Annotated in this window: 20 protein-coding genes; 18 read left to right on the forward strand and 2 right to left on the reverse strand. The window is 58.7% G+C overall.

Going from position 1 to position 24,545, the window contains the following annotated elements:
- Nucleotides 1–246: 246 nt before the first annotated feature.
- From ACR0JX_RS15665 to ACR0JX_RS15740, 16 genes are all read left to right on the forward strand, one after another.
- Nucleotides 247–1,371, forward strand: a complete 1,125-nt coding sequence (locus tag ACR0JX_RS15665; protein ID WP_480544780.1) for an ROK family transcriptional regulator — start codon at nt 247–249, stop codon at nt 1,369–1,371.
- Between the two features lie 133 nt (nt 1,372–1,504).
- A complete protein-coding gene (locus tag ACR0JX_RS15670) occupies nt 1,505–2,506 on the forward strand; it encodes a Gfo/Idh/MocA family protein (protein WP_480544718.1) in 1,002 nt (333 codons plus the stop codon).
- A complete protein-coding gene (locus ACR0JX_RS15675; RefSeq protein WP_480544719.1) occupies nt 2,506–4,077 on the forward strand; it encodes an acyl CoA:acetate/3-ketoacid CoA transferase in 1,572 nt (523 codons plus the stop codon). The genes ACR0JX_RS15670 and ACR0JX_RS15675 overlap by 1 nt, the downstream gene beginning before the upstream one ends.
- Nucleotides 4,074–4,841, forward strand: a complete 768-nt coding sequence (locus ACR0JX_RS15680; RefSeq protein ID WP_480544720.1) for an enoyl-CoA hydratase/isomerase family protein — start codon at nt 4,074–4,076, stop codon at nt 4,839–4,841. The genes ACR0JX_RS15675 and ACR0JX_RS15680 overlap by 4 nt, the downstream gene beginning before the upstream one ends.
- A gap of 5 nt (nt 4,842–4,846) precedes the next feature.
- Nucleotides 4,847–6,370 carry an aldehyde dehydrogenase family protein gene (locus tag ACR0JX_RS15685; RefSeq protein WP_480544721.1) on the forward strand — a complete coding sequence of 508 codons (1,524 nt, stop codon included), beginning with the start codon at nt 4,847–4,849 and terminating at the stop codon, nt 6,368–6,370.
- Nucleotides 6,371–6,435: 65 nt separating this feature from the next.
- Nucleotides 6,436–7,677 (forward strand): ABC transporter substrate-binding protein, encoded by a 1,242-nt coding sequence (locus tag ACR0JX_RS15690; protein WP_480544781.1) that lies wholly within the window; start codon nt 6,436–6,438, stop codon nt 7,675–7,677.
- Nucleotides 7,678–7,775: 98 nt separating this feature from the next.
- Nucleotides 7,776–8,669, forward strand: coding sequence for a carbohydrate ABC transporter permease (locus ACR0JX_RS15695; RefSeq protein WP_480544722.1), 894 nt, complete (start codon nt 7,776–7,778; stop codon nt 8,667–8,669).
- Complete coding sequence (locus ACR0JX_RS15700; protein ID WP_480544723.1) at nt 8,669–9,550, forward strand: carbohydrate ABC transporter permease; 882 nt, start codon at nt 8,669–8,671, stop codon at nt 9,548–9,550. Before ACR0JX_RS15695 ends, ACR0JX_RS15700 begins: the two co-directional genes overlap by 1 nt.
- 6 nt (nt 9,551–9,556) lie before the next feature.
- On the forward strand, nt 9,557–10,669 hold the full coding sequence (locus tag ACR0JX_RS15705; RefSeq protein ID WP_480544724.1) for an ABC transporter ATP-binding protein: 1,113 nt from the start codon (nt 9,557–9,559) through the stop codon (nt 10,667–10,669).
- The gene (locus tag ACR0JX_RS15710; protein WP_480544725.1) at nt 10,666–12,156 is read left to right on the forward strand and encodes a GMC oxidoreductase; all 1,491 of its coding nucleotides are present in this window, start codon (nt 10,666–10,668) and stop codon (nt 12,154–12,156) included. The genes ACR0JX_RS15705 and ACR0JX_RS15710 overlap by 4 nt, the downstream gene beginning before the upstream one ends.
- Nucleotides 12,153–12,911, forward strand: a complete 759-nt coding sequence (locus ACR0JX_RS15715; RefSeq protein ID WP_480544726.1) for a 3-ketoacyl-ACP reductase — start codon at nt 12,153–12,155, stop codon at nt 12,909–12,911. The genes ACR0JX_RS15710 and ACR0JX_RS15715 overlap by 4 nt, the downstream gene beginning before the upstream one ends.
- 16 nt (nt 12,912–12,927) lie before the next feature.
- Entirely contained in the window at nt 12,928–14,520 is a 1,593-nt protein-coding gene (locus tag ACR0JX_RS15720; protein ID WP_480544727.1) for a GMC family oxidoreductase, read from the forward strand.
- Nucleotides 14,517–14,825, forward strand: coding sequence for a Dabb family protein (locus ACR0JX_RS15725; RefSeq protein WP_480544728.1), 309 nt, complete (start codon nt 14,517–14,519; stop codon nt 14,823–14,825). Before ACR0JX_RS15720 ends, ACR0JX_RS15725 begins: the two co-directional genes overlap by 4 nt.
- Before the next feature lie 4 nt (nt 14,826–14,829).
- Nucleotides 14,830–15,999 (forward strand): dihydrodipicolinate synthase family protein, encoded by a 1,170-nt coding sequence (locus ACR0JX_RS15730; protein WP_480544729.1) that lies wholly within the window; start codon nt 14,830–14,832, stop codon nt 15,997–15,999.
- 5 nt (nt 16,000–16,004) lie between these two features.
- Entirely contained in the window at nt 16,005–17,012 is a 1,008-nt protein-coding gene (locus tag ACR0JX_RS15735; protein ID WP_480544730.1) for a LacI family DNA-binding transcriptional regulator, read from the forward strand.
- Nucleotides 17,013–17,140: 128 nt separating this feature from the next.
- On the forward strand, nt 17,141–19,159 hold the full coding sequence (locus tag ACR0JX_RS15740; protein ID WP_480544731.1) for a CocE/NonD family hydrolase: 2,019 nt from the start codon (nt 17,141–17,143) through the stop codon (nt 19,157–19,159).
- A gap of 12 nt (nt 19,160–19,171) precedes the next feature.
- Here ACR0JX_RS15740 and ACR0JX_RS15745 read toward each other — a convergent pair whose 3' ends face one another.
- Nucleotides 19,172–19,555, reverse strand: a complete 384-nt coding sequence (locus tag ACR0JX_RS15745) for a carboxymuconolactone decarboxylase family protein (RefSeq protein WP_480544732.1) — start codon at nt 19,553–19,555, stop codon at nt 19,172–19,174.
- Nucleotides 19,556–19,634: 79 nt separating this feature from the next.
- Nucleotides 19,635–20,723: an aromatic ring-hydroxylating oxygenase subunit alpha gene (locus ACR0JX_RS15750; RefSeq protein WP_480544733.1), complete on the reverse strand. Its 1,089-nt coding sequence runs from the start codon at nt 20,721–20,723 to the stop codon at nt 19,635–19,637.
- Between the two features lie 154 nt (nt 20,724–20,877).
- Here ACR0JX_RS15750 and ACR0JX_RS15755 point away from each other — a divergent pair, with 154 nt between their 5' ends.
- Nucleotides 20,878–23,364: an FAD-dependent oxidoreductase gene (locus ACR0JX_RS15755; protein ID WP_480544734.1), complete on the forward strand. Its 2,487-nt coding sequence runs from the start codon at nt 20,878–20,880 to the stop codon at nt 23,362–23,364.
- A 1-nt stretch (nt 23,365) separates the two neighbouring features.
- Nucleotides 23,366–24,469 (forward strand): mandelate racemase/muconate lactonizing enzyme family protein, encoded by a 1,104-nt coding sequence (locus ACR0JX_RS15760; RefSeq protein WP_480544735.1) that lies wholly within the window; start codon nt 23,366–23,368, stop codon nt 24,467–24,469.
- Nucleotides 24,470–24,545: the final 76 nt, after the last annotated feature.

Genomic DNA, 24,545 nt, shown 5'->3' on the forward strand with positions numbered 1-24,545 from the left:
CTCCCAGTTTCTCCCATGCCGTGTTGGCATATGCGCAATCGGCCGGGTCGGGCCTGTTCGCGCCCCAAAACCATCACAAGAATCTCAAAATGAGTCAATAAATAAATCACTCTTATTTATTATTGACAGAATGACCACCTGTTCTCATCCTTTGGCAGGGGAGGAATAGCCGTGTCAGTCGAGGTGTCACAAAGCAGCACGCCTTCGGATCGGGTTTCCGAAGTGCGTGGGACCAACCAAAGCGGGATGCGGGCTCGTAATGAGCGTTTGGTCCTGACCCTGGTGCGCAGGCATGAGGCCTTGGCCAAAGCTGAAATCGCGCGCATGACGGGCTTATCCGCACAAACCGTCTCGGTGATCATGCGGCAGCTTGAAAAAGACGGGCTCTTGCTGCGGGGCGAGCCTGTGCGGGGCAAGGTAGGCCAGCCATCAATCCCGATGCGACTCAACCCGGATGGGGCTCTGTTTTTCGGGCTGAAAATCGGGCGACGCAGCACTGAGCTGGTATTGATCGACTTTCTGGGCCGGGTGCTCATGCATGAGCGGCAAACCTATGAATACCCGCAACCACAGGCAACGTTGAGCTTTGCCAAAAAGGCCTTGGACCAGATGATGTCCGCGCTGACCAGCGAAGCCCAAGACCGCGTCGCGGGGCTGGGAATCGCCATGCCGTTTTACCTGTGGGATTGGGCCCAGACCTTGCAGGTACCGCAAGAAGAAATGGACCCTTGGCGCACAGCCGACATCCAGTCGGAACTGACGGATATCTATGATTTCCCGGTGTTTCTGCAAAACGACGCCACTGCCGCTTGCGGGGCCGAGCTTGTATTTGGGCCAACGGGTGGCCCACGTGATTTTCTGTATTTCTACGTCGGATACTTCATTGGCGGCGGCATAGTCTTGAATGGCGCTATCTATTCGGGCCGTGGAAATGCGGGTGCTTTGGGTCCGATGCCAGTTTCAATCGCGACCGGTGACGTGAAGCCTTTGATCGACCTCGCCAGCCTCTATACCCTTGAACGCACCATTGCGGGTGCAGGTCAAGCAGCCGGACTGATTTGGGAGACAACCGATCACTGGGACATCCCAAAGGAAGAGCTGAACAGCTGGCTGCACAATGCGGCGATTGGGCTGGCCCATGCGATTGTGTCGTCATGCAGCCTGATCGATTTTGAATGTGTCAAAATCGATGGCTGGATGCCCGCCGATGTCAAAGAGCAGCTGATTGCAAAGGTCGAATCACAGATCCTGCGCCTCAACCTTACTGGTTTAGAGCGGCCTGTGATTGCAGCTGGTACCGTGGGTCCGAATGCGCGATCGCTCGGTGCGGCCAGTTTACCTTTGTCCGAGCGGTATTTGGTAGAAGCATAGACCTACCAACAAGAAACCAGACTGCAAGCGACACGAAACTTACACCAAAAGAGCCGGATTCAAGATTCATCTTGATCATTATGGAACGTTCCAGTAGACATATTACTGGAACGTTCCAGTGATGGGGATTGCAATGAACTGGGCTTTTGTGGGGGCGAGCACGATTGCGTCACAGCATATGTTGAACGCGGTGAGAAAGCAGCCTGGCAATGATGTCACTTGGGTTGTCAGCACATCACCTGATCGGGTGGGGGGCTGGGCCAAGGATCACAGCATTGCAAACGCCACGACCAGTCTGACCGAAGCGCTCGATGACCCGGACATACGGGCGGTCTACATCTCATCAACCAATGAAAAGCACCATGCCCAGGCTATGGCTGCGATTGCCGCAGGCAAGCATGTTCTATGTGAAAAACCTCTTGGCATGACACAGGCTGAAGCTGTCGAAATGGTCCGTGCGGCAGAAGCCGCTGGTGTCACTTTTGGCACCAACCACCACCTGCGCTGCTCGGGCACCCACCGCGTCATCCGTGATCTCATCGCAGATGGCCGGGTTGGTAAGGTACTTTCACTGCGCATTCATCACGCGGTTCACCTCCCGGGTCATCTTCAGGGCTGGCGGATAAACGACGCAGGTGCTGGCGGCGGCGTAATTCCTGATATCGTCGTGCATGACGCGGACGTAACCCGGTTCTTGCTACAAGAAGACCCGACAAGCGTTGTGGCACAAATGACCAGCTCCGGTATGGGGCAGGGGGTCGAGGATTCCTGTATGTCGGTCTGGACCATGTCCTCGGGCGCGATGGTGATGAGCCATGAGAGCTTTACCCATCCCTTCGCGGGATCGGGGCTTGAGGTACACGGCACCGAAGGATCGATCTTTGCCAAAGGTGTCATGACGCAGCAGCCGGTTGGTGAAATAACCCTCGTCACGGAAGCAGGCAGCGAGGGTATCCAATACTCCAACCATGACCTTTACGTGCAGGGCGTTTCCGAATTTGTCGCCGCCTCCGCAGGGAAAGGACGCCCTGCCGCGGATGGCCCGGATGGGGTCAAATCCCTGTCCGTCGCGCTGAGCGTGCGCGAAGCGGCGGCAACCGGTCAGCGCGTTGACGTCAACTATGGTGGCTTCTGATGACCAAGCTTGTTTCTGCATCCGACGCCGTATCCCGCATCCCGGATGACGCGATTGTCACGGTTTCTTCCTCGTCCGCTCTGGGATGCCCCGATTTGGTTCTGAAGGCCATGGGCGAACGGTTTCAGGCAGAAGGACAACCACGCAATATCACTACGATGCACCCGATTGCGGCGGGGGATATGTATGGCGTCAAGGGCATGGAATATCTGGCGCAGGACGGGTTGCTGACCCGTGTGCTGGCCGGGTCTTACCCTTCGGGACCGTCCAGCCTTGAGATGCCCGAGATCTGGAAGATGATCGTCGAAGATCGCGTGGCCGCCTACAACGTGCCCTCGGGGATCATGTTCGACATGCACCGCGAGGCTGCGGCCCGGCGTCCAGGCGTTCTGACTCAGGTCGGGCTGGATACGTTCGTGGACCCGATCCGCGAGGGTTGCGCGATGAATGCGCGCGGGGCCGCGGTACCCATCGTCGCGCGCGCCGAGTTTGGCGGCCAGACCTGGCTGCACTTCCCCAACATCATCCCGACTGTCTGCATTCTGCGCGCCACCACGGCAGATGAATTCGGCAACCTGACCTATGAACATGAAGGGGCCTATCTGGGCGGGCTGGAGCAAGCCATCTGCGTGCGCAACCATGGCGGTCTGGTGATCGCTCAGGTTCAGCGCGTGACTGCCGAGGGCAGCCTGCGTCCGCATGATGTACGCGTGCCGGGCCATCTGGTCGACTTGATCGTCGAGGACCCCGATCAGAAACAGACCACTGAAACGCCCTATGACCCTGCCATCTCGGGGCAAGTCATGCGCCCGTGGGACAGTTTCTCGCTGGCCGAGCACGGGGTCGAGAAGGTGATCGCCCGCCGCGCAGCGATGGAACTACGCGCAGGGATGAGTGCAAATCTGGGCTTTGGCATCAGCGCCATGGTGCCCCGCATTCTGCTGGAGGAAGGGCATCCCAAAGCCGTCACATGGGCCATCGAGCAAGGAGCCGTCGGAGGTGTTCCGCTGACCGGTTTCGCCTTTGGCTGTGCGTCTAACGCGCACGCCTACGTGCCCTCACCGCAGCAGTTCATCTACTTTCAGGGCGGCGGGTTCGACATGTCCTTCCTGTCCTTCCTTGAGGTTGACGTGGACGGCAATGTGAATGTCTCGAAACTGGGCAAGAAGCCTTATTTGACCGCCGGGTGCGGTGGGTTTGTCGATATCACCGCAGGCGCGAAAAAAATCGTGTTTTCGGGCTGGTTCGAGGCTGGCGCCAAGATCGACCTGGGTTCGGACGGGATCAGCGTCGCGGCCCCTGGCAAGTTCACCAAGATGGTGGATCAGGTGGAACACGTCACCTTCTCGGGCCGCCGGGCGCGCGAGCTTGGGCAGGATGTTATCTACGTGACCGAGCGCTGTGTCATCCGCCTGACCGATCAGGGGTTGGTCGCGACCGAGATCATGCCGGGCATCAACGCGCAGCAGGATATCGTGACAGCGTCTGAGGGTCGTGTGACAGTCGCCGAGAACGCGACGTTGATGCCAAAGTCGCTGTTTAGCGAAGGCCCAATGGGACTGACGGTATGAGCGGGATAGGCTTTCATATCGACGGGGCGACGGCTGTCCTGACGCTGAACAACCCGTCCAAGCTGAATGCGCTGACCATCGACATGCTGGATGCGCTTGAGGCGCATGTGCAGCAGGTTGAGCGGGACAATTCGATCCGGTCTCTGGTGCTGACAGGGGCCGGGGACAAGGCATTCTGCTGCGGCGCGGATATCGGTGCCTGGGGGGGTCTTAGCCCAGCAGAGTTTGCACGCCATTGGGTGCGGGACGGGCACCGGATTTTCGACCGCCTCGCACGGCTTGGTAAACCAACAATTGCCGCGATCAACGGCCATGCCTTTGGCGGTGGGCTCGAGCTGGCCAGTTGTTGCGACCTGCGCCTGATGGCCCCTCGTGCAACTCTGGCCTTACCTGAAGCACGGATCGGGATCGTTCCGGGTTGGTCAGGGACGCAGCGTCTGGCGCGGTTGATGCCGGAAGGGGCCGTAAAGGAGATGGCTTTGTTTGGTCGTCGCCTTGGTGCCGACCGCGCGGTTGCCCTGGGCTATGCCGCCGAAATGGCCGACGATGTCCTGGCCCGCGCTCTTGAGATCGCAACCGAGGCGCAGGCCCTGTCCCCGCGTGCAACCGAGATAGCCAAGAACATGATTCATGCACCGGTCGGCGAAGACTCGGCTGCGGCAATCGAGGCGCTTGGCAGTGCCGCCGCTGCCGCCTCTGCCGACCGTGACGAAGGCGTCGCGGCCTTCATGGAAAAACGTAACCCTCAGTTTTCAGGGCTTTGACGCATATGAAAGACCTCACGATCAACCCTGCGATCCCCTTCGATCTGCCCCAATTGTTTGAGGGCCGCCACCTGATCAATGGTGAATGGCAGGACAGCGCGTCGGGCGAAACGTTCGAGCGGATATCGCCGTCGCACAGACATGTGGTTAGCCGCTCGGCCTCGGGCAGTCAGGCCGAAGCAGAAGCGGCGATCCTGTCCGCCCGCGCAGCGTTTGACAGCGGCGTCTGGAGCCGCGCTTCGGGCAAAGACCGTGCCGAGGTGCTGCTGAAAGTGGCCGATCTGATCGAACAAAACGTCGACCGCATCGCCCTGATCGAGACACTGGAAAGCGGCAAGCCGATCAGCCAGTCCAAGGGTGAGGTAGGAGGTGCAGCCGATCTATGGCGCTATGCAGCGTCGCTGGCCCGCAGCATCCATGGTGACAGCCACAATACGCTGGGCGCAGATATCATGGGCGTTGTACTGAAAGAACCCATCGGTGTCGTGTCTATCATCACGCCGTGGAACTTCCCATTTTGGATTCTCAGCCAGAAACTGCCCTTCGCGCTGGCGGCAGGGTGCACAGCGGTGGTGAAACCCTCCGAGATGACGCCCTCGACCACCTTGATGCTAGGTGAACTGTTGATCGAAGCCGGCTTACCAGCAGGTGTTTGCAACATTGTTCTGGGCTATGGCCAACCGGTCGGCAGTACACTGTCCAGCCATGAGGCCGTAGACATGGTCAGCTTCACTGGTTCAACCACAGTGGGCAAAACCATCAGCAAGACCGCCTCGGATACTCTGAAGAAAGTTGCGCTGGAGCTGGGTGGCAAGAACCCACAGGTGATCTTTCCCGATGCCAAACTGGATGCAGCTGCGGATGCAGTGGTGTTTGGCGTCTATTTCAATGTCGGTCAGTGCTGCAACTCCAGCAGTCGCATCATCGTGCATGAGGATATCGCGCAAGCCTTTACCGACAAGGTGATCGCGCTGTCGCGGAAGGTGAAATTTGGCGACCCGCTGGACCCGAGCACGCAGGTCGGGGCGATTGTCACGCCCGAACACAACGCCAAGATCGATGCTTATGTCAAAGAGGCTCGATCCGCAGGCGCAACAATTGCCTTGGGCGGCGATCCATTGAACGTTGAGGGGTTGGGCAACCAATTCTATCAGCCGACCATTATCACCGATGTTCAACCTGATATGCCCATCGCACGCGACGAAGTCTTTGGCCCCGTGCTGTCTGTACTGACGTTCAAAACGCTGGACGAAGCCATTGAGATCATGAATGATAGCGCTCTCGGTCTTTCGGCAGGGATCTGGAGCGAGAATGTCCATACTTGCCTCGACTTTGCCCGTCGCGCCCAGGCGGGTACGGTCTGGACCAATACTTGGATGGATGGGTTCTCCGAGGTCGCCTTCGGTGGCTACAAACAATCCGGCCAGGGCAGGGAGATCGGGCAATATGGGTTCGAGGAGTTTTTTGAAGTCAAATCCGTGGTGATGCGCATCGGCGACAGCCGGGCGCCCTGGGTGCCACAGGATTGAAATACGCGCCACGCGGCGCAGGAATAACAAAGATCGCATTAAGGGAGGAAACGAAAATGCGTAACATGCTGAAAACAAAGTCGGTCATCGTGGCCGGGCTTCTGTGCACATCCAGTCTTGCACAGGCGGAAGAGGTTGAGGTTCTGCATTGGTGGACCTCGGGTGGCGAGGCCGCAGCGCTGAACGTCCTTAAGGATGACCTGTCCGGTCAGGGCGTTGGCTGGACTGACATGCCGGTTGCCGGTGGTGGCGGTGAGCAGGCGATGACCGTTCTGCGCGCCCGTGTGACTGCTGGAAACGCTCCAACCGCCGTTCAGGGTCTGGGTTTTGACATTCAGGACTGGGCCGCACAGGGGGCCTTGGCCGACCTGAACGAAGTGGCCGCGCAGGAAGGCTGGGACGCGGTCGTACCAGATGCGCTGAAGGCCTTCGCTAAGCATGACGGCAAATGGGTTTCGGCCCCTGTGAATGTGCATTCGACCAACTGGGTCTGGGCCAACAAGGCGGTTCTGGACGCAAACGGCATCGCGCAGCCCACCAACTGGGAAGAGTTCGTGGCTGCTGTTGAAGCGCTGAAAGCGGCGGGTGTGACGCCAATTGCCCATGGCGGTCAGGCCTGGCAGGACGCGACAGTGTTTGATGCCGTTGCCATGTCGACCTTAGGCCCGGATGGCTACAAGGCGGCTTTCATCGATCTGGATGAAGAAACGCTGGGCGGCGATGCCATGAAAGAGGCGTTCGACCGCATGGCCTTTATCCGCGACAATGTTGATGAAAACTTCTCGGGCCGCGACTGGAACCTGGCGACTGCAATGGTCATCAATGGCGAGGCCGGTTTCCAGATGATGGGCGACTGGGCCAAGGGTGAGTTTCTGAACGCAGGAAAAGTGCCCGGTCAGGACTTCCTGTGCTTCCGCTTCCCCGGCACGGCAGATCAGGTCACCTTCAACGCGGACCAGTTCATGATGTTTGATCAGGGTGGTTCGGTTTCGGCAGAACAGGCGGCTCTGGCAAGCGCGATCCTGTCTCCGTCGTTCCAGTCGACCTTTAACGTTGTGAAGGGCTCGGTTCCCGCGCGGACCGATGTCAGCGACGCCGACTTTGACGATTGCGGCAAACAGGGAATGAAGGATCTGGCGGCGGCTGCATCCTCGGGCAACCTGTTCGGATCGATGGCCCATGGTCACGCAGCCCCTGCCTCGGTCAAGAACGCGGTCTATGACGTTGTGACGGCGCATTTCAACGGCGAATATGACAGCGAAACCGCTGTAGTCGAACTGGTCGACGCCGTGTCCATCGCCAAGTGATCACCTGATCCTCCCGACGGGGCGGCGACCGTGCCGCCCTGTCACCAGCGGGCACACCCCGCGCCTCAGACACTTCCCCACTTGCAGGAGGGCGCGCCATGGCTGGCTCAGCCGACGCGGATTTCAAAACACGCCTTCAGAACTGGATCCCCAAGCTGGTCCTTTCCCCATCGCTGGCGATGATGCTGGTCTTTGTTTACGGGTTCATCCTGTTCTCGGTGTACCTGTCCTTTACCGACAGCCGCATCCTGCCAAGCTTTGGCTGGGTCGGTTGGGAGAATTACGACAAGCTCTGGCGGCTCAGTCATTGGGAAACCTCGCTGATCAATATGGGCATCTTTGCCGGGCTCTACATCGTGATCTGCACCTGTATCGGGCTGGGTCTGGCGATATTCCTTGATCAGAAAATCAGAGGTGAGGGGCTTTTGCGCCCGATTTACCTCTACCCAATGGCGCTGAGTTTCATTGTTACCGGCACCGCGTGGAAATGGTTCCTCGACCCCGGGATCGGGCTGGAAAACGTCATGCATTCATGGGGTTGGACCAGTTTCGAATTTGACTGGATCAAGAACCGCGACTACGCGATCTATACGGTTGTTCTGGCGGCCGTCTGGCAAACCAGTGGATTTGTCATGGCCATGTTCCTGGCTGGTCTGCGTGGGATCGACAACGAAATCCTGCGCGCGGCGCAGATGGATGGGGCCTCGAACTGGAACCTCTATCGCCGGATCATCATCCCGCAGTTGCGCCCCGCCTTCCTGTCGGCCTTCGTGATCCTCAGCCACCTTGCGATCAAGACCTTCGACCTTGTGATCGCCCTAACCGGAGGGGGCCCGGGTCGGGCAACGGAACTACCGGCGACTTTCATGTATTCCTACACCTTCACGCGGAACCAAATGGGAATAGGTGCGGCCTCGGCCACGATCATGCTGATGACAATCGCGGCGATCATGATCCCTTATCTGTACGCTGAATTGCGGGAGAAACGCTGATGTCCCAAGCAACGCAGGATACCGCAATTCGTACTGGTCGGGTCACGCGCACGCTGATTTATCTGGTGCTGGTTCTATTCGCCTTGTTCTACATGTTGCCGCTTTATGTGATGTTGGTGAACTCGGTCAAACCATTGGCAGAGATCACCGGTGGCGGAATGATGAACCTGCCACAGGTCTTCACGCTGGAGCCATGGTTCAAAGCATGGTCCTCGGCACAGATCGGCGTCGATCCAACGGGACTGCGGCCGTATTTTTGGAATTCGATCAAGATGGTGGTCCCGGCTGTCATGGTCTCGACCATCCTGGGGGCGCTGAACGGCTATGTGCTGACCAAGTGGCGCTTCAAGTACGATACCATTTTGTTCGGTCTAATGTTGTTTGCCTGCTTCATCCCGTTCCAGATCGTTCTGATCCCGATGGCCCGGATGCTGGGCCTGATGGGTCTGGCAGGCACCACCTGGGGTCTGGCCCTGGTGCATGTGGTCTATGGGATTGGCTTCACCACACTTTATTTCCGCAACTACTACGCGGTCTTCCCGACCGAGTTAATCCGGGCCGCTCAGATCGACGGCGCTGGGTTCTTCCAGATCTTCTGGCGCATCCTGTTGCCCAGTTCCGGTCCAATCGCTGTGGTGTCGATCATCTGGCAATTCACCAACATCTGGAATGATTTCCTGTTTGGTGCTTCGTTTGCCGACGCCAACAGCCAGCCGATGACCGTGGCACTCAACAACCTCGTCCAGTCATCGCACGGTGTCAAAGAATACAACGTTCATTTCGCAGCGGCCATTCTTGCCGCCATGCCAACTCTGCTCGTCTACATCGTGGCCGGTCGATACTTCGTTCGCGGCCTGATGGCGGGTTCGGTGAAAGGATAAGACCTCATGGGTTTTCTGGACATAGACAACGCGACTAAATCCTACGGGGCGGTCGAGGTTCTGCACAAAGTCGACATCTCGGTGCAGGAAGGTGAGTTTCTGGTGCTTGTCGGTCCTTCGGGCTGTGGCAAGTCGACCCTGCTGAACATGATCGCGGGGCTGGAAGAGATCACCAGCGGCGAGATTCGTATCAAAGATCAGGTGATGAACGGGGTGCACCCGTCGAACCGTAACATCGCCATGGTGTTCCAAAGCTATGCTTTGTACCCCAATATGACGGTCGGCCAGAACATCACCTTCGGGCTTGAGATGCACGGTGTGCCCAAGCCGGAGCGGGACAGGGCGATGCAAGAGGTCGCCAAGTTGCTGCAGATTGAGCAGTTGCTGGATCGCAAACCCGGCCAGCTTTCCGGTGGTCAGCGCCAGCGCGTTGCCATGGGGCGCGCGTTGGTGCGGGAACCGGATGTGTTCCTGTTTGACGAACCTCTGTCCAACCTCGACGCCAAACTACGTGTCGATATGCGGACCGAGATCAAGAAGCTGCATCAGAACCTTGGCACCACCATCGTCTACGTGACCCATGACCAGATCGAGGCGATGACCTTGTCCAGCCGTATCGCCGTGATGAATGGTGGCTATGTGCAGCAACTGGGCACGCCGCAGGAAATCTACGACACCCCGGCCAATATCTTTGTCGCAACCTTCATGGGCTCGCCCGCGATGAACGTGGTGCCTGCTAAAGTGGCCATACTGAACGGTCGTCCTCATGCCGAGGTTGCCACCCATGACGGATCAACGGCGCAACTGCCTTTCAGCCAGGACAATCTGGCCACTTGGGATGGGCGCGATATCCTTTTGGGCATCCGACCGGAAACCATCACCGATATGGATGGTGCAGACCGGAAATCGTCGAACATTGCGCAGATGACCAACCGGATTGTTGTTACCGAACCCGCAGGCTCGGACACGTTTGTCTCGATGCAATTGGGGGGCCGCGATGTGATTGCCCGGATGCGCTCTGACGCTGAAGTTGCGGCGGGACAGGATTTCGACTTTGCCGTCAATATGGAAAAGGCCGTGGCCTTTGACCCGGAGAGCGAGATGCGGATTGTTCCGTGACAAACCCGGATGTCATAATCATCGGATCTGGGATCGGAGGGGCGACGCTAGCCGCAGCACTTGCCCCCACGGGCCGTCGCATTCTGATCCTAGAACGCGGCGACTATCTGCGCCCTTCGCCCGTGGACCGGGACACCAATGCGATCTTTGCGGATGGGCGCTTCCGCCCCGATGAAACATGGCTGGATGGCGAAGGGCAGCCCTTCAATCCGGGGAACTACTACTGCGTCGGCGGCAACTCGAAATTCTACGGTGCTGCGCTGATCCGTTACCGGGCCGAGGATTTTGAACCGCGACAGCACATGGGGGGTCGCTCTCCCGGCTGGCCTCTCCGTTACGACGATCTGGAACCGGACTACACGGCAGCCGAGCAGCTGTACACGGTGCGTGGGACTGCTGATGAGGACCCAACCGAGCCGCCGCATAGCGGCGCTTACCCGCATCCTCCTGTGGCCGATGAGCCTGACATCGCGGATCTGCGCGCGCGCTTGCGTGGGGCGGGCCTGTCGCCTGCATCGGTCCCTTTGGGGGTGGATATCGATCGCTGGCTCTTGGCCGGGCAAACCACGTGGGATGCATTTCCGAACACCTGCGGTGGCAAAATGGATGCCGAAACCTGCGCTCTGGCGGACGCCCTGAAGCACGAGAATGTCGAACTATTGACGAACGCACCTGCCGAAAAACTGCTGAGCGACAATGACGGGCAAATCACAGGCGTTGAGGTCAAGGGGCATGGTACCCTGCACGCGCCGGTGATCGTGTTATCTGCTGGGGCGGTTCAGTCCGCTGCGCTGTTGTTGAAATCCGCCAATGACAATTGCCCCGCCGGATTGGCGAACCGATCCGATCAGGTTGGGCGCAACTTCATGAACCACAATTGCTCGGCGGTTCTGGCTTTGCATCCGCTGCGCCGTAACCGCTCGGTCTATCAGAAGACATTGATGTTCAACGACTATTACAACACTGACGGGCAGGGCGGCGCGCCTATGGGCAATATTCAAATGCTGGGCAAGATCACTGGTCCGATCCTGGCGTCTCAGACCGGGCTGCCCGGCTCAATAGCTGCGCTGATCGCAAACCGCAGCTTCGATTTCTACGCCATGTCCGAGGACCTGCCCAACCCCGACAGCCGGGTAACGATCGAAGGTGATCAGATCCGGCTGGACTGGAAACGCTCGAACTGGCAGGCGCATGAGGCACTGGTGGCCAAGCTGAAACAGCACCTGCGACGGGCCGGGTTTCCAATTGTCCTGTCCCGGCCCTTCGACCGGCGCACCCCCTCGCACCAATGCGGAACCGCGCGGATGGGGCAGGACCCGGCCAGCAGTGTTGTGGACCCGTTCTGCCGCAGCCATGACCACCGGAACCTGTTCATCGTTGACGCCTCGGTCCTGCCGACCTCGGCTGCCGTCAATCCCGCCCTGACTATCGCGGCGCTGGCCTTGCGCGCCGGTCGTCACATTATTGAAACGGAGTTAGCGGCATGAGCCGAGTCGCTTTGGTCACCGGAGGGCAGCAGGGCATTGGCCTCGGCATCGCACGCGCATTGATCGCCGCCGGGCACAGAGTTGCGCTTGCCTCGGATGTGAACCCAGAAGACCCGGTCGTGCAAAAGGCACTGGCGGATCTGGGCCCGAATGCAATCTACCTGCAGCATGATGTCTCTGACATCAAATACGTGCCCGCACTTCTGGATCAGGTCGAGGCACAGCTAGGCCCGGTCACCGCGCTGATCAACAATGCAGGCGTCGGCGCGCCGGTCCGCGGCGATATGCTGGAACTGACGCCCGAGAACTGGGATTTCGTGCAAAACATCAATCTACGCGGCGCATTCTTTCTGACGCAAGAGGTCGCGCGGCGCATGTTGGCCGACCCGCAGGACAGCTATCGCTCTATCACATTCATTACATCGGTCAGCGCTACGATGGTGTCTATTGAGCGCGCCGAATATTGCGTGTCCAAGGCCGCCGCCGCGATGATGGCGCAACTGTTTGCGGTACGAATGGCACCACATGGCATTGGTGTGTTTGAACTGCGCCCCGGCATCATCGCCACCGAGATGACGGCGGGCGTGCGCGATACATACACCGCCCGGATCGAAGGCGGGCTGGTCCCTGCCGCGCGCTGGGGCGAACCACAAGATATCGGCTCGGTCATCCTCCCCATCGTCGACGGCCAGATGCAATTCGCCACTGGTGCCACCATCCCGGTCGATGGCGGGCTGTCCATTCCTAGGCTCTAGATCAGGACACATCAGAATGTCTGACGGATATGATTTCATCGTGATCGGCGGAGGCTCTGCGGGCTCGGTCATTGCTGCGCGATTGTCCGAGGAACCTTCGGCCAAGGTCCTACTTCTAGAGGCCGGGTCCTCTGACCGCCATCCGTTTTTTCACCTGCCTGCGGGCTTTGCCAAGATGACCAAAGGCATTGGCAGCTGGGGTTGGTCGACGGTGCCGCAGAAGCACATGCAGAACAAGGTGTTCAACTACACACAAGCCAAGGTGATTGGCGGCGGGTCGGCCATAAATGCCCAGATCTACACGCGCGGCGCGGCGCAGGACTATGACGACTGGCGGCAGATGGGGTGCGAGGGCTGGGGCTATGACGATATCCTGCCCTATTTCAAGAAGTCCGAGGATAACGACAGCTACGACAATGAGTTCCACGGCAAAGGCGGCCCGCTGGGCGTGTCGATGCCGGCCGCGCCTTTGCCGATCTGCGATGCCTATATCAAGGCCGCCGGGCAGGTTGGCATCCCCGAAACGCGCGATGTGAATGGCGCAAAACAGGACGGGGCAGGGTACTACCAGCTGACCCAACGCAACGCACGCCGATCCTCGGCCGCGATGGCGTTTCTGGCACCCAACCGGACCCGTCCGAACCTTACCGTGCGTATGGGCGCACAGGTCCACCGGATCACAGTCGAAAAGGGTCGGGCAACCGGTATTGAGATGATGAGTGGCGAAAAGATCACTGCCGCGCGCGAGGTGATATTGTCCTCCGGTGCAATCGGCTCACCCCGCCTGCTGCAACTGTCCGGGATCGGACCGGCGGATAATCTGAAAAGCCTCGGGATCAAGGCAGTCTATGACCAGCCGCAGGTTGGTGAGAACCTGCATGACCACCTCGATCTCTATTCGATTTGCGAGGTCACCGGCCCGCATACTTACGACCGCTTCGCCAAGCTGCACCTGTCGGCTTGGGCCGGGCTGCAGTATCTGTTCACCCGCAAAGGGCCGGTGGCGTCCAGCCTGTTTGAAACCGGCGGCTTCTGGTACGCCGACCCCGATGCGCGTTCACCCGACATTCAGATGCATCTGGGGCTGGGTACGGGGATCGAGGCCGGGGTTGAAGCGATGCCCAATGGCGGCGTCACCCTGAACGCCTGTTTCCTGCGGCCCCGGTCTCGGGGGACGGTGCGATTGCAAAGTTCCGATCCCGCAGCAATGCCTTTGATCGACCCGAACTATCTGGCCGATCCCTATGACCGAGAGATGTCGATCCGGGGTCTGAAACTGGTGCAGAGCATCCTCGCACAGGATGCGTTGAAGCCATATGTTCTGGCGGAACGCCTGCCCGGTCCGACTGTAAAGACCGAGCAGGAGTATTTCGACTTCATCTGCGTGCATTCCAAAACCTCGCACCACTGCGCGGGCACCTGCCGCATGGGCAATGACGCCGAGGCCGTTCTGGACCCGCGCCTGCGCTTCAACGGGATCGAGGGTCTGCGCGTGGCCGACGCCTCGATCATGCCAACGGTTAATTCTTCAAACACCAACGCGCCCACGATCATGATCGGTGAGAAAGCCGTCGACATGATCAAGCAAGATCAAGGATTTACGCAATGATCCGTCATATCGTTCTGACGAAATTCCGCCCGGATGTGACCGAGAAGACGGTCGCCCAAATCTACAGCGGGCTGGCCAAGGTGGCTGAAGCTCTGCCCGGTGCCAAAGGTTTCACCGGGGGCCGCAGCCAAAGCCCGGAACAGATCGAACGCGGATATATGCACGGCTTCGTAATCGATTTCGACGATTGGGACGCCTTGGCGACCTATCAGGCGAACGAGGATCACAAGGCGTGCGGGGCGCAACTGGTCGCAAACGCCGTGGGTGGAATCGACGGTATTCTGGTTCTGGATCTGGAGGTCTGAGACGATGAAACTAGTATTGCCCAACCGCGGCGGCCAGTTGGAACCTTATGCTCTGACCGGAAAGCCCTTGATCCCCCGCGCGCCGCAGGTGCCGTTGACGCGCACGGCGTTTGCCGCCGCACATGTCGTCTCGGACCCGTTGGCCGAGCGGAACCCGTGGGATGGCCGACCGGCGGTGGACTGGGACGCGACTCTGAACTTCCGGCAGGGTCTGTGGGATCAGGGCCTTGGGCTGGCCGAGGCGATGGACACCGCCCAACGCGGCATGGGCGTGGATTGGGAGACGGCGCTGGAACTGATCCAGCGCACGATGGTGGCCGCCAAAGCGCACCCTCTGTCGCCACGCGTTGCCTGCGGGGCCGGGACGGATCATGTACCGATGAGCGCGTTGAACACAGCCGGGGAAATCCTGTCGGCTTACGAGCATCAGGCCGAGGCCATAGAGGCCGCAGGTGGTCAACTGATCCTAATGGCCTCACGCGCCTTTCCGGCCATCAATGCCGGGCCAGACACGTATCACGACGTTTATCGCGCGCTGATCGACGGGGCGGCGGAACCGGTGATCCTGCATTGGCTGGGCGATATGTTCGACCCGGCCCTGACCGGCTATTGGGGCAGCACGGATGTGGATCAGGCCAGCGACTTTGTGCTGTCTTTGATCGCCGAGAACCCAGCGAAGGTCGATGGCATCAAAATCTCACTGCTCGATCAGGCGCATGAAGAGGCGGTCCGCAAGCGCCTGCCGGACGGTGTGCGCCTTTATACCGGGGATGATTTCAACTATGCCGATCTGATTGCTGGGGACGGGGACCACTATTCCCACGCCTTGTTGGGCATCTTTGCGGCGATTGCTCCGGCGGCCTCTCAGGCGCTTGAGGCGCTGGCGCAGAACGATATGGATCGCTACCACGCGCTGTTTGCCCCGACCGTGCCGCTCAGCCGCGAGATCTTTCGTGCCCCGACGCGGTTCTACAAGGCTGGGATCGCCTATCTCGCCTGGCTGAACGGCGCACAGTCCCATTTCATCATGCCCGGCGGGTTCCAATCCAGCCGCGACATCTGTCATTACGCCGAAGTGTTCCGGCTTGCGGATCAGGCGGGTTTGCTCTCGGACCCGGATCGGGCTACAGCGCGGATGACAACATTGCTGAACCTGCACGGGGTAGACCAATAGACTGAATGCGCAGACCGACGATCATAGATGTCGCCAACAAGGCGGGGGTGTCGAAATCCACGGTCAGCCTTGTGTTGCAGGGCAGCGCGCAGGTCAAAGCGGAAACCCGAACGCTGGTTCACGCAGCGATGAAAGAGATCGGTTATGTTTATAACCGATCCGCAGCCAATCTGAGGTCAACCGGGAACGCCCTGATCGGGTTGGTGATCAACGATCTGACCAACCCGTTTTTCACCGAATTCGCCACCTCCCTGCAAATGGCTTTGGGGTCGCGGGGCTATGCGGTGGTGGTCGCAAACACCAATGAAGACCCCAGTATTCAGGACCAGGTGGTCACCGCGATGTTGGAGCACGGTGTTTCAGCCCTGATCCTGTCCCCTGCTTATGGGGATGTCTCAAAAACACTTGAGGCTGTTGAGCGTGCTGGTATCCCGATGATGCAGGTCCTGCGTCAGGTCGAAAACGAGACGGATAAACACCCCTTCATCGCCCCTGACTACCGCGCAGGCGGGCAGGCCGCGGCCCAGCACCTATTGAACGCCGGCGCACGCCGGGTTGCCTTTGTGGGCGGGCTCGAGGGGCGGCAAGTCACTCAGGAACGCTTCTCAGGCTATCTCGAGGTTATACAGGAAAACGGTTTGGACCCGATTGTCATGACGGGCAAAACCAGTCGCGCGTTTGGGCATTCAGCAGCGATTGACCTGTTCAGGGACCACCCCGATTGCGATGCGGCACTGTGTTTCAACGATTTGGTGGCCTTCGGAATGATCAACGCCTGCCACGAGGCCCGCGTAGAGATCGGAAATTCCTTTCAGATCATCGGGTTCGACGATATTCGCGAGGCCTCAGAGTGTTGGCCAGCGCTATCCTCGGTTCACTGCGGCGTCGAGGCCTTTGGGCGACAAGTGGCAGATACGATCTTATGTTGGCTGCAAAAGGACGAGATGCCCGAGGCCGAAACTCGAACAGATGTCCGCCTGATACCCCGACAAACGACAAAAGCGCTCGGCTGACAGTACTACGAAAGCGTTTGGCCAGAACCCGGCACAGGTTTTGGGATGACATGCCAACGTATATCGGATTGTAATGAATCAACCGGGGCTATGCTGCCTCTGTCATCCACGGATAGGCTGTTTCACGCATGAAGATTGTCTCGCAATTCCCCAATTCTGTTGAAGAAATCTATCACGTCGAGATTCCAATGTCGGATGGCTGCCGACTGGGTTCGCGCATCTGGATGCCCCAAAGCGCTCCGTCGCAGCCAGTGCCTGCGATCTTCGAGTTTCAGCCCTATCGCAAGAATGACATCATGGCCGAACGGGATGTGACGCTTTACCCCTATCTCGCGGGGCATGGCTATGCAGTTGTCCGTGTCGATTTGCGCGGCAGCGGCGATTCCGAAGGCGTTCTGACCGATGAATACACCCCTCAGGAGCTGCAAGACGGGTGTGAAGTGATCGCCTGGATCGCTGAACAAGACTGGTGCGATGGCAAGGTCGGAATCACCGGGAAATCGTGGTCCGGGTTCAATGGGTTGCAGATCGCAGCTCTGCAACCGCCTGCGTTGAAGGCCGTCCTGACCCTGTGTTCAACCGATGATCGCTATGCCGATGATATCCACTACTCTGGGGGCTGCGTGCTGGGCGAGCAATTGACGTGGTCCTCGATCATGTTTGGCAAGAACACCATGCCGCCAGACCCGGCAAATGTGGGTGAACGCTGGCGCGAAATGTGGTTGGACCGCCTGCGTGGCTCGGGGCTTTGGCTGAAAACCTGGATGCAGCACCAAACCCGCGATGCGTTCTGGAAACACGGATCGGTGTGTGAGGATTTCTCGCGCATCAAAATCCCGGTCTTTGCAGTCTCAGGCTGGGCGGACGGGTATTATCCGGCGGTGTTTCGCATGATGGAACATCTGCAAGGACCGCGCAAAGGGCTGATCGGGCCTTGGGCACATCTGATGCCAAATGCTGGCTTGCCCGGTCCTCAGATGGGGTTCCTGCAAGAGGTTCTGCGTTGGTGGGATCATTGGCTAAAAGGGCATGACACCGGCATCATGGATGAGCCAATGCTGCGCCTTTACATGCAGCACAGCGCCGAGCCGAAGGAGGCGATGACCCATCGCGACGGGCATTGGGTGGCGGAAAGCAACTGGCCATCGCCAACCATAGGATCATCTGACTGGTATCCAAGCGCCGAAGGTACCTTGGCGACCGATGCCCCCGGATCGGGAACAGTATCGGTTAACTCACCTGTCATGTCGGGTGGTTATGCTGGGTTCTGGTGTGCCTTTGCCAGCGATGGGGACTTGCCCGGCGATCAGCGGCGCGACGATGCGCTGTCGGCCTGCTTTGACAGCGCACCGCTCTCGGATTCATTCGACATTGTCGGCCAACCGTGGCTGCGACTGGCCTTTTCGTCCGACAAGCCAGTTGCACAGATCGCCGTGCGCCTGAACGAAGTTTTGCCCAGCGGGTCATCATCTCGCGTGACCTATGCCGTTTTGAACCTAACCCACCGCAATAGCCACGAAACTCCGGAGGCTTTGGTGCCAGGACAGAACTATGAAATCGAGGTTCCATTACGCGCCATCGCCCACCGGTTCGGCGTCGGCAACCGCATCCGTGTTGCGCTTTCCACAAGCTATTTCCCATTGATCTGGCCCACACCCGAAGCCGCGACCCTGACGCTCAATCTGGATCGTTGTTGTTTGACGTTGCCAGACCGGCAACCAAGTCCGCTAGATGAAACGCTTCACGCCTATCCTGGGCCCGAGCAAGCCGCACCGCTTGAAACAGTGATGTTGGCGGAAGGTGAAGGCGGCCGAAGCATCACCCATGATGTGGTCCGCGATATTGTGACCGTCGACACAAGACATGAGACAGGCCGCTACAGGATCGTGCAAAATGGCCTTGAGATCGAGGTGCAAGGCCGCGAAATCTTTAGCGCTTCCGCTCAAAACCCAGCTGGTGCAGAAGGCAAGACGCGTTGGGTCTACCAGATGTCACGCGGCCATTGGTCGATCCGAACCGAAACCGAAGTTTGCATGACCGCCACGCCGAAGAACTGGCAGATCACCGCAACCTTGCGCGCTTTTGAAGGCACCGAATCTGTCCATGAACAACATTGGTCTGAAGAGTTGCCGCGCAATCTGAACTGAACTGGCGGCAGGTCAGAGAAGGCCGCGCTCCTCTAGCACCTTGCGGGCAACGCGGAAACACTCCAGCGATTGCGGCACGCCGCAATAGATGCCAATCACGTGGATGATGGACTGAATCTCTTCTTTGGTGACACCATTATTCAAAGCGCCTTTGCAGTGAATTTCCCACTCGTGCATCTTTCCCAGCGCGCCGATCATAGACAAGTTCATCATCGATCGGGTCTTGGCATCAATGGTGTCGTCACCCCAACCGAAACCCCAGCACCAGGCGGTCATTGCCTCTTGAAAAGGGCGGGTAAAATCATCGGCGGCGGCCAGGTTCTTTTCGACATATTCCGCCCCCAGCGTCGCTTTACGCTGCTCTAACCCCTTTTTGAACAGATCTTCATCCATCATTACTCTCCTGTTTCAATACTTTGATGATGGCGCGACCTTATGCTCGCAACCAGATCACAATTCTAGATTTTCACATAGATCAATCGACCGCGTCGCGCATCCATTGCTGTAGCTGAGCGATTGAATGCTCGCTCATCACCCCGCCATCGGGGTCTAGAACCAGAGGCCCGGGAACATATCCCTTGGATTTCAGACCGCGATACACGGATTCGACCAGGCGGATATCTTCGGCCACGGTTGTCTCGCGATCCTGAACCGCCAGCCCGCGGATCACATCGCTTTCATGCCCGCCCTCCGTGTACCAGCCGCGCCAGACCGTACAGGTATCAACGGATTCAGCGCGCCAGTGATAGGTGTTCAATACATTGCCCGGATAACACTGGAACGAGAACATCGGCCACAGGAACCATGACTGGTAGTCGCCCGCATGTGGCACTGACATGTCGATGGGATAAGTCATCTTTTCTAGGCTCTGACACTCGGTCGTGTGGCGCAAAACATAACCACCACCCACATCGGGCTGAATATCGTAGGTTTCGGGTTTCACTACGCCTTCTGCAAATGTCGGGTGGTTGGTCGGGCAGTGGTAGCATTCCGAGTAGTTCTCGACCGAGACCTTCCAATTACAGTTCTCGGGGATTTCAACCCACTCCAACGGTGCCAACTCATCAATCTGGGGAACAAACGCGGCAATCTCTTCCCGCACACCGGGATACCAATCATCCATTGGCGCGGCGTTTGTGTCCAAATTGACAAAGATAAAGCCCAGGAAAATTTCGGTCCGAACCTCGGTCAGGCAGATTTTCTCACGATCAAAGCCCGGAACCTTCTTGATATTCGGCCCGGCGCGCAGCCCGCCGGTTAGTTCATAGGTCCATTGGTGGTAGGGGCAAACGACCACGCGAGTGTTGCCCGTGCCAGTCACCATCTCATGCGCGCGATGCTGACAGACGTTGTAGAATGTGCGGATCACCTCATCCCGGCCACGAATGGCGAACAGGTTCTGCCCGGCGATCTGAAAGGCAAAATAGTCACCCACATTCGGGATGTCTGCTGCATGCCCTGCAAATTGCCAGGTACGAGACAATAGCCCGTTCATCTCATTCTGGAAGACGGCTGGATCGGTGTAGTAGTTGGCCTCCAGCGAATGGGTGAGCGGTTTATTCATTCTCTGACCTCATAACAAAGCCTTAGCGATAAGCAGCCAATTCGGTCTCAAAAACCTGTGCCGCAATCATTTGTGTCATTTTTCATTGACCGTGGTACATTTGTTTGAATATCAAATCCACAGAAATCTGCGACTCTCGAACAGGAAATTTGTGATGTCCAATAAAGAACTGCCGCAGCGCGCAAAGGTCGTCATTGTTGGCGGCGGCGTTATGGGCTGCGGCCTGGCCTATCATCTGGGGCATGAAGGCTGGGGCGAAGACACGATCCTGCTGGAAAAAGCTGAACTGACCAGCGGATCAACATGGCACGCGGCCGGACAGATCACCCATTCCACCAGTTCCTACGGGCTGGGGCGGATGGTCGATTACAATATTGGCCTGTATTCCAAGACGCTTGAGGAAGAGACAGGGCAAGCGGTCACCTGGCATGGCTGCGGCTCGTTCCGGCTGGCCTATACCGAGGATGAGATGGACTGGCTGCGCCACACCCTATCCGTTGGCCGTTCGCTGGGTTTCAATATCGAGCTGGTCGGGCCGGACTTCATCGCAGAAAAGCACCCGTTTTATAATCTGGATGGCGTTTTGGGCGCGCTTTACACCCCGGATGATGGCCATGTGGACCCGTCTAACGTGACCATGGCGCTGGCCACCGGTGCGCGTCAGAAAGGGGTGCGCATCTTCCGTCATTGCCGCGCTACCAACATCACACAGAATGATGCGGGCGAATGGGTGGTTGAAACCGAAAGGGGCACAATCATTTGCGAGCATGTGGTCAACGCCGGTGGCACCTATGCCCGCCAAATGGGCGAATGGTCGGGCTTGCAACTGCCCATGACCTCGATGACCCACCACTATTTTGTCACGGAAAATGTGCCCGAGTTTCAGGATCTGGACACTGAACTGCCGGTGATCCGGGATGACAAGATGGTCTCGGGCTATATCCGGATGGAGCAGAAAAAGGGTCTGATCGGGATCTACGAGAAAGAGAACTCGAACTCGGTCTGGCATGACGAATGCCCGTGGGAATACGAAAACTGGCTGTTCGAGGCCGATTATGACCGTGTCATGCCATGGCTGGAGAATTCTCTGGAACGCATGCCGATCTTTGCGGAACTGGGTATCACCCGTGAGGTCCATGGCGCCATCAGCCACCCGCCGGATGGCAACCCGATGGTTGGGCCTGCGCCAAGTGTCAAGAATTATTGGTGTTGCTGCGGCACTCAGATCGGGATCGGCTGGGGCCCCGGCCTGACACGCGAACTGGCCAAGTGGATGGTGCGGGGTGCCGCCGATATCTCGATGCGCGATTACGACCCCCGCCGCTTTGGCAGCTATGCCAAAAAGGATTGGCAGGTCATCAAAGCGCATGAGGATTACAAGCTGCGCCACGAGATTCCCTTCCCGCATTTCAACCGACTGGAAGGTCGCCCGATCAAGCCGTCACCGCTCTATGAAATCCTTAAGGACAAGGGCGCGGTGTATGAAGAGGTCTACGGGTTCGAGCGCCCCCGCTGGTTTGCGCCGGACGGCGTCGAGCAGCGCGACCACTACAGCTTCCGCCGCAACGTTGTGCATGATGTGATCGGGGCCGAGATCAAAGCCGTGCGCCAAGGCGTCGGCATCATGGATGTCACCGCCTTTACCAAGGTCGAGGTTTCGGGCCCGGACGCTTACGCATTGTTGGACCGTCTGACCGCCAACAAGATGCCGCAGAAAACCGGCTCGATCACGCTGACCCATATGCTGAACCGCCGGGGTCGGGTCGAGTTGGAAACCACGCTGGTGCGCATGGCGGATGATCGGTTCTATCTGGTCTGTGCCGCCTTCTTCGAACAGCGCCTGCTGGACCATTTGAACCACAACCGCGCCGATGAGGATGTAACCATCACGGCGCTGTCTGCCGAATGGTCGGCCCTGTCGTTGAACGGCCCAAAATCGCGCGATGTTCTGGCGCAATGCACCGATGCGGATCTGTCGAATGCCGGTTTCCGCTGGCTGTCGGCGCAGGAAATCACCGTTGCAGGCCACAAGGTCTGGGCGTTCCGGATGTCCTATGCGGGCGAATTGGGTTGGGAGCTACACATGCCCGACGCGGCTTGTGTTGACGTCTACACCGCGCTTTGGTCTGCGGGTGTACCTTACGGCATCGTCAACTACGGCTCTTTCGCAATGAACGCCATGCGGATGGAGAAAGCCTTCCCCGGCGCAGGCGAATTGACCAACGAGGTCACGCTGCCCGAGGCCAATGTGGGCCGGTTCATTAAGCTGGACAAAGACTATTTGGGTGTCGAGGCCACGCGGGTCAGCGCGGAACAGGCCGAGACAGGCGAAATGCCGTGGATCTGTGCCTATCTGGAGATCGAACCGGACGGGGTCGAGGACGGGCATGGCGGCGAAGCCGTTGTTGTAAATGGCGAAATCGTCGGCGCAACGGCCTCGGTCGCTTATGGTCACACGGTCGGCAAAATCCTGGCCTTTGCCTATATCAAACCGCACGCGCATGTGCCCGGCACAGAGATCGAAGTCATCATAGCGGGCAAGCCGCGCAAAGGGCGTATTCTGAGCGAACCAGCCTATGACCCGGCCAGCCTGCTGCCGCGCACCGACGCGCCACAGCTTGAGCAAGTAGAGGAAGCCTGACGTGAAGATCACGCGCATCGCGCTGTGGGAAGTCCCCTTGACCAGCCATGAGACCTATTACATGGCAGACGGAAAAACCTGCGACACCACCACCTCGGTGGTATTGCGGATCGATACCGATACCGGACTGCAAGGATGGGGTGAGGTCTGCCCCATTCCGCATTATCTGCCTGCTTATGCCAAGGGCGTAGTGCCTGCCGTCATGGAACTGGCCCCGGTTTTGATCGGGGCCGATCCGATTGGCCCCGAGGCATTGATCGAGCGCGCGAACACCTACCTGCATGGGCATGGCTATGCCAAATCGGCCATCGATATGGCCCTGTGGGATTTGACAGCACAGGCGGCGAACCTACCACTGTACTGCCTATTGGGCGGGCGACAGGTCAAAGACATGCCGCTCTATCACTCGATCACCTGCGTCGCGCCGGATGGAATGGCCCGAATGGCACGCGACGCTTACGACGACGGCATGCGCCAGTTTCAAGTGAAGCTAGGCGCGGACGACGACTGGCAGGCGGATGTGGAACGTCTAGCCAAGGTGCGCGAAGCCGTTGGGTCAGGTCCCCTGGTTTACGGCGATTGGAACTGTGGCTGCGATGCGCTGACGGCTATCCGGGTTGGGCGGGCGGCATCCCATCTGGACGTAATGCTGGAACAGCCCTGCACCACTTTGCATGAATGCGCCCATGTCCAGCGCGCAACAGGCCTGCCGATGAAAATCGACGAAAACGCTCATGACATCACCTCGGTGCTTGAGGCACACCAACTGGGCTGCATGCAGGCGGCGGCGTTGAAACTGTCCAAGATGGGTGGCCTGTCTGCGATGCGGCAAATCCGCGACCTGTGTCTGACGCTGGGCACCCAGATGTGTATTGAAGACACTTGGGGTAGTGACATCACAACGGCGGCCGTGCTGCATCTTGCAGCATCGACACCCGCGCGCGGCATCATGAATACTTGTGACCTAAGCCACTATGTCGGACCCCGCTTGGCTCTGGATTGCCCCGTGCGCCAGAATGGTCGCATCACTCCGCCCGAGGGCCCCGGTTTGGGTATCACGCCCGATGCTGACACGCTGGGCCAGCCAATTTCTATTGTTGATTGATCCAAATCTTCGCGCGGTTCGGCTTGTCGTTGGCACTGAGCAATCCTAGGCTGCCCCGAACTGCCACGGATCGTAA

Source organism: Ruegeria sp. AH7, assembly GCF_056541325.1.